At 44.6% G+C, this 12,022-nt stretch carries 8 protein-coding genes; 6 read left to right on the top strand and 2 right to left on the bottom strand.

Going from position 1 to position 12,022, the window contains the following annotated elements:
• Positions 1–24: 24 nt before the first annotated feature.
• The 4 genes from J3492_RS07390 to J3492_RS07375 all read left to right on the top strand — a co-directional run bounded on the left by J3492_RS07390 (position 25) and on the right by J3492_RS07375 (position 6,347).
• On the top strand, positions 25–1,734 hold the full coding sequence (locus J3492_RS07390) for a formate--tetrahydrofolate ligase (protein ID WP_207991165.1): 1,710 nt from the start codon (positions 25–27) through the stop codon (positions 1,732–1,734).
• A gap of 737 nt (positions 1,735–2,471) precedes the next feature.
• The gene (locus J3492_RS07385; RefSeq protein ID WP_207991164.1) at positions 2,472–3,911 is read left to right on the top strand and encodes a cytochrome c; all 1,440 of its coding nucleotides are present in this window, start codon (positions 2,472–2,474) and stop codon (positions 3,909–3,911) included.
• A 119-nt stretch (positions 3,912–4,030) separates the two neighbouring features.
• Positions 4,031–5,632, top strand: a complete 1,602-nt coding sequence (locus tag J3492_RS07380; RefSeq protein ID WP_207991198.1) for an NAD(P)/FAD-dependent oxidoreductase — start codon at positions 4,031–4,033, stop codon at positions 5,630–5,632.
• A gap of 70 nt (positions 5,633–5,702) precedes the next feature.
• Positions 5,703–6,347, top strand: a complete 645-nt coding sequence (locus J3492_RS07375; RefSeq protein ID WP_243453157.1) for a c-type cytochrome — start codon at positions 5,703–5,705, stop codon at positions 6,345–6,347.
• A gap of 43 nt (positions 6,348–6,390) precedes the next feature.
• On the opposite strand, the gene J3492_RS07370 is transcribed toward J3492_RS07375, so the two are convergent.
• Positions 6,391–7,959, bottom strand: a complete 1,569-nt coding sequence (locus J3492_RS07370) for a YifB family Mg chelatase-like AAA ATPase (protein WP_207991163.1) — start codon at positions 7,957–7,959, stop codon at positions 6,391–6,393.
• A 151-nt stretch (positions 7,960–8,110) separates the two neighbouring features.
• Between J3492_RS07370 and J3492_RS07365 the strand changes: the two genes are divergently transcribed.
• Together J3492_RS07365 and hemN are read left to right on the top strand one after the other, a co-directional pair.
• On the top strand, positions 8,111–9,061 hold the full coding sequence (locus J3492_RS07365) for an arylamine N-acetyltransferase family protein (RefSeq protein ID WP_207991162.1): 951 nt from the start codon (positions 8,111–8,113) through the stop codon (positions 9,059–9,061).
• Positions 9,062–9,256: 195 nt separating this feature from the next.
• Positions 9,257–10,780: an oxygen-independent coproporphyrinogen III oxidase gene (gene hemN, locus J3492_RS07360; protein WP_207991161.1), complete on the top strand. Its 1,524-nt coding sequence runs from the start codon at positions 9,257–9,259 to the stop codon at positions 10,778–10,780.
• Positions 10,781–10,996: 216 nt separating this feature from the next.
• On the opposite strand, the gene J3492_RS07355 is transcribed toward hemN, so the two are convergent.
• Entirely contained in the window at positions 10,997–11,857 is an 861-nt protein-coding gene (locus J3492_RS07355) for an SPFH domain-containing protein (RefSeq protein ID WP_207991196.1), read from the bottom strand.
• Positions 11,858–12,022 lie beyond the last annotated feature (165 nt).

Here is a 12,022-nt window from a genome sequence, read left to right as displayed (position 1 = left end):
TAAGACTGTCACGAGACCTTGAGTATGACTGTACCTAGCGACATCACCATCGCCCAAAATACCACCTTACAATCAATCACCCTCATTGCTGAAAAGCTTGGTTTATCAACTGTCAATATAGAGCCTTATGGGCATTATAAAGCAAAAATAAACCCCACTGATGTGTTTGCCATGCCGGCTAAAAGCAAGCAAAGCAAATTAATATTGGTCACTGCTATCAACCCAACACCCGCTGGTGAAGGTAAGACCACGGTTACGATTGGCCTGGCTGATGCATTAAATCGCATTCATCAGCAAGAAAAAAGCGGTGAGAGAACAACAGTTGCCATACGTGAGCCATCCATCGGCCCAGTGTTTGGGATTAAAGGTGGCGCAGCTGGCGGCGGTTATGCGCAAGTCCTACCTATGGAAGACATCAATCTGCACTTTACTGGAGACTTTCACGCCATTGGAGCAGCAAATAACCTATTGGCAGCGCTGATTGACAACCATATCTACCAAGGTAATACGCTCAACATCGACCCAAAACAAGTGTTTTGGCGACGAGCAGTGGATATGAATGATCGCCAGCTGCGTAATATTATCAGCGGCATTGGCAAAACCACAGACGGTGTGATGCGTGAAGATGGCTTCGATATCACTGTCGCCTCTGAAGTAATGGCTATCTTTTGCTTAGCGACAGACTTGAGCGACTTAAAACAGCGTTTAGGTAATATTTTAGTTGCTTTTAACCACCGCAAACAGCCCATTTATGCCAAAGATCTCAATGCTCATGGCGCTATGGCAGTGCTTCTAAAAGAAGCTATCAAGCCCAACCTAGTACAAACCATTGAGGGTACACCGGCCATCGTCCATGGCGGACCATTTGCCAATATTGCCCACGGCTGTAACTCTGTCATTGCTACCCGCGTTGCCATGCATCTGGCCGACTATACCCTTACTGAGGCAGGTTTTGGCGCTGATCTTGGTGCGCAAAAATTCTGTGACATTAAGTGTCGCTTGTCAGGACTGACGCCAGATGCGGCCGTTATCGTCGCCACCATCAGAGCGTTGAAATACAATGGTGGGGTCGCTAAAGACGAGCTAACGACTGAAGACTTGCCAGCACTTGAGCAAGGTCTGCCAAATCTGATGAAGCATATCGAAAACATGCAAGATGTCTATGGACTGCCCGTAGTCGTTGCCATCAATCAGTTCGCCAGTGATACCGACGCTGAGATTGATCTGGTACGACAAGCCTGCCTATCCAGAGGCGTAGAAGTCGCGCTGACGCAAGTGTGGGAAAAAGGCGGTGCTGGCGGTGAAGAGTTAGCCAACACTTTACTTAAACTGCTCAATGATAATAGTCATAAACCTAGCCAATTTCGCTTGGCTTACGACAGTGACAACAGCATTGCTGATAAAATTCGCACGATTGCTCAAAAGGTCTATGGTGCCGATGACATCGATATCAGTCGCTCAGCCATGGCCAAAATACGTCGCTTAGAGGCTCTAAACCTTGATAAGATGCCAGTATGTATCGCCAAGACTCAGTACTCTTTGAGTGATGATACCAGACGCCTTGGACGACCAACTGGCTTTGATATTCATGTACGTGATATCAGTATTTCATCTGGTGCTGGATTTATCGTGGTGATCTGTGGTCCTATTATGAAAATGCCCGGTCTGCCCAACCGTCCTTCTGCTGAGCATATTGATTTAGATGACAAGGGGAATATCATTGGTTTATTTTGAATAAGCCTACTTGCATGTGTACTCCGCTGCCTACCCCTCTCGATATTTAATACTTATATTCAACCCTATCTTTAATTATTCTCATTTCACTGTTGCTACCTATTAAATTTTATGATTCAACCTTTTTATCTCCAAAAACAGCCTCTATCTTTGTATATTTTATGTACATACAAAAAAACCAGCAAACTCAGTAATTCATGATCCATCTCTACCTTAATTGTGAGTATATTTATTCACAATTAAGGTGAATCTTAGTTATTACCCTATAAGTCATTGTTTTACATTGTTTTATAAAAATATTTTTTATTATTATATATTTAAAAATATTAACAATGGACACCTGTACAACATCTCTGTAGGTTATTTAAACTTTTGTAAATATATACAGCTAATAAGTTAATAATCAAGCAAGAGTAGCGAAATAGTCTTATCTTAGAAATAGTAAACATAAGTTAAAAAAACAGTAAGTACCATAAAGCCCAGCATATATTGATAACTTACAAAGCATAAAATAAACCAATATAGGTCATGACCATAAAACAGTCATAACCATACTTTGTATACCAAGGATGGTGTACATGGGAGAATCGCTTCTCTACCATCCTTCCTATTATCAACTTATACCACGGCGCCATAAAAGCGAATTTTATATTGAGTGATATTTAAGCTTTTATGATTGTTTTATATTACTTTTTTTAATTTTGATAGCCACTATATGCCAGCTATATGAGGATATTATGAAGCCACTCTCTGTGATGTTGTCGATGCTTGCCATCGGTATCACCTCTAGCGCCGCAATGGCTCAAGGTGCAAGTGTTCCTAGTGCGAACTTACCCAATGTCAGCCCAGCCAATAGTGATTTGGTCAATAAGGGGGCATATATTGCACGTGCCGCCGACTGTATGGCATGCCACCGTGAAGACTATACCGGCGGTGTAGCCATCGAAACCCCTATGGGCAGTATCTATGCCACCAATATTACCCCCTCTAAACGTTATGGTATTGGCAACTATACTGAAGCAGATCTAAAAAAGGCGCTGCAAAAAGGACGTGCGCCTGATCACATGCTATATCCAGCCATGCCTTACCCTTCTTACAATAGTATGACTGATGAAGACATTAGTGCGCTATTTGCTTATCTGCAGACAGTACCCGTCTATGATCAGGCACCCGATTATAAAACGGATCTACCCTTTCCCTTTAATATTCGCACGCTCATGCTGGGCTGGAATGTGCTTAATATACCTGCTACCACCCCACGTGAGGGTCTAACTGAAACCCAGCAACGTGGTGAGTATTTAGTGGATACTTTGGGGCATTGTGGTACTTGTCATACACCACGTAATAGTACGATGGGCTTTGATACCAGTAAGTATTTATCAGGAGCACCACTTGGGTCATGGTATGCACCAAATATTACCCCTGATAAATCTAGCGGTATCGGCAGTTGGAGCGAGCAAGATATTGTCACTTATTTACGTACCGGTGAGCTTGATCAACGCGCCTTTGCTGGTGGTCCTATGGGAGAGGCCGTCGCTCACAGTACTCGCTACCTAAAGAATGAGGACTTAGGAGCCATTGCTTCTTACCTAAAAGCAGTGCCTGCCATTCAGACGGATGATAAGGTCACTGCAGTCGATGCCTCACGCTTACCCAGTCCAATAAATGAGTCAATCACTCATGATTTGGTCGCCCAAAAGAGATATTTGGCTGAGGCTAAAGCAGAGGTAGCGAATGGTAGTCACTCACCTGAAGCTTTATATTTGGCCACCTGTGCCAGCTGTCATGGCGTTGATGGTTATGGTCAGCCTGATGCTCAGTACTCGCCTATCGTCGGTTTAAGTAGTATTCGCCGTGAAAAACCTGATGCGTTAGTCAATATGATTTTGCACGGGATAGAAGGCAGTACCAATACCTCGCCCATCATGCCAGGGTTTGCTGATGAGCTAAATGACGAGCAAGTGGCCAGTATCGCCAACTATGTCCGCATCAACTTCGGTGGTTTGACCAGTAGTGATGTGGATGCAGCTGATGTCAATCGTATCGCAGTGGGCGTAGACCAAAGACCGTTTTTGATCAAATACGCAGGCCTACTGGCAGTTATCGGTATTATTGTCGCCCTTGTCATCGTCTTCTTTATTATTCGGGCTATTGTACGCAGTAGACGTCATCAATAAGACAAGTTTTTGCTAAAAATGATTTGATAATAAAATTTAGGGTCACTGACATAACGGTAAATAAAAAGACAAACCATAATAACTGAACGTCATACCAAAAGGACATGGAAATGAAAGACATGAAAGATATGCTTCAATCACCCACACGGCGTCAACTGCTCTCGATGATCGGTAAAACAGCCGGAGCAACCGCCATGTATCAGGCAATGACCACTTTAGGGTTTGCCTCAGAATCTACCTTCAAAGAATCTATGGACTTAGAAGGTGCGCCTCCTGGTGCCAGTATTGTCATCCTTGGTGCAGGTCTTGGCGGCCTAACTGCCGCCTATGAGCTGCGTAAAGCAGGCTACGATGTCAAAGTACTTGAGTATCAAAACCGTGGCGGTGGTCGCTGCTGGTCGCTAAACGGTGGGGAAAAATATACTGAGCTTGGCGGCGAAGAGGTCACTTGTGACTTTGAAGAGGGTAACTATTTGAATGGTGGTCCATGGCGCTTGCCAAGCCATCATTATGCTGTGTTTCACTACTGCAAAAAGTTTGGCGTAGAGCTGCAACCCTTTATTCAGACCAACGACCGTGCTTACTTGCATCGTACTGACCACTTTAATGGGGTGCCGCAGCGTCTGGGCGATGTCAAAAATGACATCAGAGGTCATGTCTCTGAGCTGCTATCAAAATCTGTAAATGTCGGCGGGCTCGATCGCTCAGTCAATAGTGAAGATAAAGAAAAACTGCTAGAAGGTTTGCGAGGCTGGGGTGTCCTTGATAAGGACTTTCGCTACCGTGCTAGTAATGCAACGACCAAGCATCGTGGCTTTAGTGTTTTTCCAGGTGGCGGCTTAATGCCAAATGCACAGCCCTCAAAACCGCTACCCATTAGCGAGATATTAAGTTCAGGCATGTGGGCGGATATTTACGGTGAGCATACCACCTACGGTCACCAGCCTACCATGTTTCAGCCCGTTGGCGGGATGGAAAAAATCGGTGAAGCATTCACCCGTGAATGTGCTGATATGATTGAGTTCAATGCCAAAGTCACTAAGATTCATCAAGATGACAGTGGCGTAACGGTCAATTATGTCGATAGCAATAATCCAGAAGGCCCAATGAAAACCGTACGTGCCGACTGGTGTATCTGTAATATTCCCCTAACGGTATTGACCCAGATTGATATCAATGTCTCAAAACCCATGAAACAAGCGATGGCAGCAGTGCCTTACGACACCTCCTATAAAGTAGGGTTAGAGTTTAAGCGCCGCTTTTGGGAAGAGGACGAATGGATCTATGGCGGTGTCACCTATACTGACATGCCGATCAGACAAATTTCCTATCCATCCGGCAATATGTTTAAAGATGGCACGGGCGTACTGCTAGGGGCGTATGGCTTCGGCGCTACTTCTTATAAGTTTAATACCTTGACGCCGCAAGAGCGTATCAATGTAGCGCTTGCCTACGGTAAGTATATTCATCCACAGTATCCAAAAGAGTTCCGCTCGGGCACTTCGGTAGTATGGCACCGCATTCCTTGGACTTTAGGATGTTATGGTATTTGGAGTGACTCTAGTCGTGATCAACATTACGATACGCTTTGTAGTATCGACAACCGTATCGTGCTGACGGGCGAACATTGCTCACACATTCCTGCTTGGTTAGAAGGCGCTATTTTGTCTGGTTTAGATACTGCCAATCGCCTACACAAAAAAGCCAAAATGCTTGGTTAGTTTATTTAGCACAACCAAGCCATTATAACGATGTGGTTCAACTTATAACGATAAAAATTCAGAGGCAATCATGGACAATACAATCATGGAAAGCATGAAATCCAAAGCAGTTGCGCTCCTGTTGCTAAGTTTAGGCAGCATCACTGCATTATCAGGTTGTAGTCAGCGAGCAGATGATGCTGAGACAGTGGCAAGCAAACAAGAACAAGAGGCAGCGCAAGCGCTAGACTATCAAGAGAGCCGTAATACTGGCGCTTGGGGCGGTGTCTATATGACCCGTGAAGAGCTGCGAGCGCCTAAAGTCAATATCGTTGATGCGAGCTCACTACCAAGTATGGCAAACGACCCCGACCTTACTGAATGGGAAGCTAAGTTCGAAGGCACCAATGCTTTTGTGACGACCGACGGCAAAAAGCTCTATCATGACTCCTGTGCTGGCTGTCATATGCATGAGGGTGAAGGGGCATTTGGTGCAGGCTACTATCCACCACTGGCCAATAACAGCAAGATGGAGTCCAAATATTATACCATCAACATCTTAATCAATGGCTTCCGTGGTATGCCCTCGTTCCATACGATGATGAATGATGAGCAGATGGCAGCAGTCACTCAGTATGTGATGAATGAGCTTAATGATTTTGATGAAACCGTAACTGCTGAAGATGTAGAAAAATTAAGACATGCTAAGCCGCCAAATGCAGACCCCAGTGTCTAACCCGTTTGGTATATTGATCCTCGGCATGACGCTTAGTAGATATTCACTTACTACGATAGCTCAATGCCTCGGATACATGAGCGCTAGTAATGTCATTGCTAGCAGCAAGATCGGCAATCGTCCGTGCCACACGTAGTACACGATGATAACCACGAGCAGACAAGTTAAGGCGTTGCTGAGCCATCTGTAACAACTGCTGCTCTGCCTCTCCTAGCTTTATAAACTGATCAAGCTCGCTCGGACTGAGCTCATTATTGACCTTTTTTTGTCGTGACAGTTGTCGCTCATGTGCCTCTGCCACCCGAGTACGTACTTGTTCGGAAGCTTCACCAGCTTGACTGTTTTGTAAATCAGCAATAGGTAGTGCAGGAACGGTAATGTGTAGGTCAATCCTATCTAATAGCGGTCCTGAGAGCTTATCTTGATAACGCTTGATTTGCTCAGGACGACAGCGACAGCGCCCTGAGCCATCCCCATCATAGCCACACGGACAAGGGTTCATCGCCGCCACCAGTTGAAAGTTGGCTGGAAAGGTCATCTGTGAGTTGGCACGACTGATGGTGATTTGCTTGGCCTCAAGCGGCTGACGCAATACTTCTAATACCGTACGATCAAACTCTGGTAATTCATCGAGAAACAAAACGCCCTTGTTCGCAAGGGTAATCTCGCCAGGTTTGGGGCGTGAACCCCCTCCGACCAAAGCCACGGCTGATATAGTGTGATGGACTTGGCGAAAGGGTCGAGTGCCATAATCATAGTCGCTGTCTGCCACTGAGTAGGTACTGGCAACCTCTAATGCATCTTCGTCACTTAAATCAGGTAGGATAGTCGGTAGCCGCGATGCCATCAAGGTCTTGCCCGAACCTGGCGGCCCTGTGAATAATAGCGAATGACCACCTGCAGCGGCGATCTCCAAGGCTCGTCTAGCATGGTGCTGACCTTTGACATCGGCCAAGTCTACTTTATAGCCTACGTGCTGTGGAGTTGCACTGGGTAGGACTGCCTCCAAACTCTCATAAGCGCCGCTTGGATCAGTCAACGCCTGTAGATGGTCACAAACTGCTTTGAGACTCTGAGCGCCTAATATCCCTACTCCCTCGACCCGGCTGGCTTCTGCACCATTATCTATCGGTACGATTAACTGCACTGTTTGTCTTGGCTCACTCAGTTGTGGGTCATTGATTTTTGATGCTTGCACTGCCTGTGCCGCCAACGCCTCTGCTTTTATCGCTCGAGCGACAGCCAAGCTGCCTGTCACTTGCCGCAGATTGCCATTTAGCGCCAGCTCACCGATAAACTCAAACCCTGACAACACTTCTGGCTCTAACTGCCCACTGGCGGCCAAGATACCAATGGCTATCGGCAAGTCTAGCCTTGCGCCATCTTTTGGCAGGTCTGCTGGTGCTAAGTTAATCGTCAAGCGGCGATTGGGAAATTGAAATCCTGAATTTAAAATCGCCGAGCGCACTCTATCTTTGCTTTCACGTACGGCCGCTTCTGGCAGACCTACGATAGTAAGCGCTGGCAAGCCTTGTGATAAATGCACCTCAATGATGACTTTTGGCGCATGCAGGCCAACGACGGAGCGAGTATAGACTTGAGCAAACGACATGAGCGTGTCCTGATAGTAAGAATCTTGATAATAGAGTATTCATTAACTGTGCGCAAATAGTGTGCTTTATTATTTAGAATAATAATAGATTTTGAGTGGTAAAATTAAAACATAAGACAGTCGATTCAAATATAAGATTCTGAGAATTTCTATGAGTGACATTAACTATAAACATTATCTTGAGCAGTTGGGATTTACAGAGTCAGAGATTAATCAGTCGCTTACTCCTGACTTGGACACTCTAAAACGGTTACAGTTAGCACATTTAACACAATATGCCTTTCAAAGCGTCACCACCATTTTGGACAGACCCGTTGACCTAAAAGAAGAGACAATCTATGACAAGTTAGTGGTGCGAGGTTTAGGCGGCTACTGTTATGAGCTCAATGGTCTATTTTTATCTTTGCTGCGCCATTTGGATTATGAGGCACGTATTATCACGGGCATCGTGATTATAAACAACCAACTCGAGCCCCGTAATGCTCGCACTCATATGGCATTGGTGGTGACTATTGATAAACAAAATTATTTGGTCGATGTAGGTTTCGGTGGTCTAGTGCCCAGTGCACCTCTATTGTTTTCCTATCATCAAGAAAATCAACAATCTGGCGAGCAAAAGAACAACGCTCAGCCCGAGCCACAGATACAAACCACGCCGCATGGACGCTATAAAATCATTAAGGATGACAGCTTTGATAATCAAACTGAGAATCCGATACTCCCCCATACTCGAGTAAATTATGAGCGCTATATCTTATGCTGCGAAGTCAAAGCAGAGTGGCAGATGCTCTATGTTTTTGATCTATTACCGCAAACTCAAATAGATATGGTTGTCGGTAGTTGGTACATCTCCACTTATCCTAAATCGCCTTTTAAAAGTAGGCTTATGGCTTCAAGGCTTGATAAACATGGTATCAGGCATACGCTGTTAAATAATAAATATCAGCGTCATCAGTTGGGAGAAGCCAGTAAAAGTACTATTCTAGAAGACTTGGATACCCTATTGACCCAGCTAAAGGAGGTGTTTTTGATAGATATTACCAGTACCCTCACTTCAGATGAGCAACTAAAACTGCAGCGTTTTTTAGAGAATCATCCATAAATAATACTCTATAGAACCCACCAGCCACCACAATATCAACAAGGATTTGCTATACTAAACACTATCTATTCAACCATGACTTACTACCAAGTAGACGATCGATATTTAGATATTAATACCAACAATAACAAGTACTTAGTATTATTTATCTCATGGGCGTTTGAAATAGTAAGCGGGTAAAATAAGGAGTACCGTATGACTGAATACTCAGAGAGTCTGATCAACGATCAGCAACCCACCACTGTCCGTCCTGTTGTCGAGCCAAACAACCCTTATGCGAGTACTCGCGGTAGTCTAGCCAGCAAACAGCTACCGAGCTTTGATGAAGCGATTATCAATAAATACAACCGCTCAGGACCACGCTACACTTCCTATCCGACCGCTTTAGAGTTTTCACCGATGCCAGAGGGGCTTGAAACAGACATCCTTCAAAACCGTGAAGCCCGTGCACCGCTATCCTTGTATTTTCACATTCCATTCTGTCGTCATCTCTGCTACTACTGCGCTTGTAATAAAATCATCACCAAAAAGAACAGCGACTCAGGGGACTATCTACAATACCTCATCAAAGAAGTTCAGCATAAGCGTCGCTTATTGGCTGTACCAGAAGGCAGCAGCAAACCACTGGTTAAACAGCTACATTTAGGCGGCGGGACGCCAACCTTCTTAAGTGATGAAGAGATGGTACAACTGTGGGGGTTTTTGCAGACTCAATTTGAGTTTTTACTTGAAGACCAAGGCGACTACTCAATCGAAATCGACCCACGTGAGCTGGGTGACAATACCCTAAAGACTCTACGCAATCTTGGTTTTAACCGAGTCAGCTTAGGGGTACAAGATTTAGACGAGACCGTACAAATCGCAGTCAATCGTGTGCATTCAGCGGAGCTTATTGAAAACGTACTCAATGAAGCACGTGATTTGGGCTTTCACTCTATCAATCTTGATCTGATTTATGGTTTGCCGCATCAGACGCCTGTGACTTTAGATAAAACGGTACGTCGCATTATTGAGATGTCACCAGATCGCTTGTCCGTGTTCAACTATGCACACCTGCCAGAGCGCTTTAAAGCCCAACGCCAAATCAAAGACGAGGACTTGCCAAGTCCAGCAGACAAACTAAAAATGCTTGGTAATACCATCAACACACTGACCGAAGCGGGCTATCAGTATATCGGTATCGATCACTTTGCCAAGCCTGATGATGAGCTGGCTGTCGCACAGCGTGAAGGCAAGTTGCATCGTAACTTTCAAGGCTATACCATCATGGGCGATTGTGACCTGTTAGGCTTTGGCGTGTCCTCTATTAGTCAAATCGCCAATGCCAATACCCGCTATATCCTACAAAACAATACTGATTTACAAGCTTATCAAGCCAATATAGAAGCGGCACAAAGTAACCCTACTGTCATGCCTGCAGTCAAAGTGATCAAAACCTCTATCAAAGATCGCTTGCGTGAATACGTGATTATGAATCTGCTCTGTCACGACTATATCGACTTTAAAGACGTCAATCAAAAATTCGGTATCGATGCCATTACTTACTTTATTGAAGAAATAGAGCAGTTGGGTGACATGCAGAAAGATAAGCTCATCGATATGGACGCAGCGGGTATTCGTGTGTTGCCAAAAGGTCGCCTGCTGGGTCGTAACGTGGCCATGGTGTTTGATGAATACCTCGATAAAAAGCACAAAAACCGCTTTTCTAAAGTGATTTAGGTCACATAATCTCTAAAGACAAAAAGACCTCAAGTGAGGTCTTTTATGTTTGATACACATGTATAGTTGATACATTTTAAAACTGATACCGTGCTACTGGGATAAGTTTTGTGCCGCCTTTGGAGTGCGAAGCGCACAGCAAGCAAGGAAAATTTGTACCAGTAGCATGACAATAAAAACGTATTGATTTTATTTCGAATTGACTCTATTTATCTTTTATACTTTTAGCTTGTCGCCTACCATTCCTTTGACCGTACTTAAGATGTCCGCAGGCAATACTACCATCTTAGCATTATCAGATTCAGACAGATGCTGGATTGACTTAATATACTGTTCACCCAGTAGATAGACAATCGGCATCTCTTCATCGCCCATTGCCGCTGTGATCAAGCGAATAGATTCCTCTGAGCCCTTGGCCAGTACGACTTGCGCTTCAGCATCTCGGCGTGAGGCTTCTAGTCGACCATCTGCCTCTAAGATAGCGGCTTGTTTTTGACCATCGGCACGGGTCACGGTAGCACGACGCAAACGCTCTGCCGCTGCCTGCTCTTCCATCGATGCTTGCATGGTATTAGAAGGATTGATGTCTTGAATCTCTACCGTCTTTAGGGTGATACCCCAATCAGAGATATCCTCCGAGATGGCCTGTTTGAGTAGCGCTTTGATCTCATCACGGCTAGATAAGGCATTATCTAAATCCATCTCACCGATGATTGAACGTAACGATGTCTGTACCAAATTACGAATACCATACTCATAATCCTCGATACCATATACCGCTTTATCAGGGCGTACAATATTGATATAAGCAACAGCGTTGGCGATAATCACCACGTTGTCACGAGTAATCACCTCTTGCGAGGGAATGTCGAGGACGATATCTTTAGTCGTGACCTTATAGGCGATTCTATCTATAAAAGGAATAATAATACTAAACCCAGGCTCTAGGGTTTGTTGATACTTACCCAGTCGCTGAACCACCCATTTATAGCCTTGTGGTACGATACACACCCCTTTATACACCGTAAAGACGACTAGAGCTGCTAATACCAACATCACGATACTAACGCCATTCATGCTATTTATCACACTATTCATAAAGCTCTCCTTGAGCCATTTATTTTTCCTAATTATTCTATCGTATGTCTGGTTGTACAGTCAGCTGCCTTTATGATGCTATATCAGCATTAAGTTATGTCAGGTCACAGCTTTAATCCATCAGCGATCATTAAACTTCTTATT

The sequence above is a fragment of the Psychrobacter coccoides genome, from assembly GCF_017498085.1.
GTDB classification, from domain to species: domain Bacteria; phylum Pseudomonadota; class Gammaproteobacteria; order Pseudomonadales; family Moraxellaceae; genus Psychrobacter; species Psychrobacter coccoides.
This window is presented reverse-complemented; position numbering and strand designations above follow the sequence as displayed.

Bases quoted from the DNA above. Each gene is read 5' to 3' on its own strand.
- J3492_RS07390 (WP_207991165.1), top strand. From the start codon at position 25: ATGACTGTACCTAGCGACATCACCATCGCCCAAAATACCACCTTACAA.
- J3492_RS07385 (WP_207991164.1), top strand. From the start codon at position 2,472: ATGAAGCCACTCTCTGTGATGTTGTCGATGCTTGCCATCGGTATCACC.
- J3492_RS07380 (WP_207991198.1), top strand. From the start codon at position 4,031: ATGAAAGATATGCTTCAATCACCCACACGGCGTCAACTGCTCTCGATG.
- J3492_RS07375 (WP_243453157.1), top strand. From the start codon at position 5,703: ATGGACAATACAATCATGGAAAGCATGAAATCCAAAGCAGTTGCGCTC.
- J3492_RS07370 (WP_207991163.1), bottom strand. From the start codon at position 7,959: ATGTCGTTTGCTCAAGTCTATACTCGCTCCGTCGTTGGCCTGCATGCG.
- J3492_RS07365 (WP_207991162.1), top strand. From the start codon at position 8,111: ATGAGTGACATTAACTATAAACATTATCTTGAGCAGTTGGGATTTACA.
- hemN (WP_207991161.1), top strand. From the start codon at position 9,257: ATGACTGAATACTCAGAGAGTCTGATCAACGATCAGCAACCCACCACT.
- J3492_RS07355 (WP_207991196.1), bottom strand. From the start codon at position 11,857: ATGAATGGCGTTAGTATCGTGATGTTGGTATTAGCAGCTCTAGTCGTC.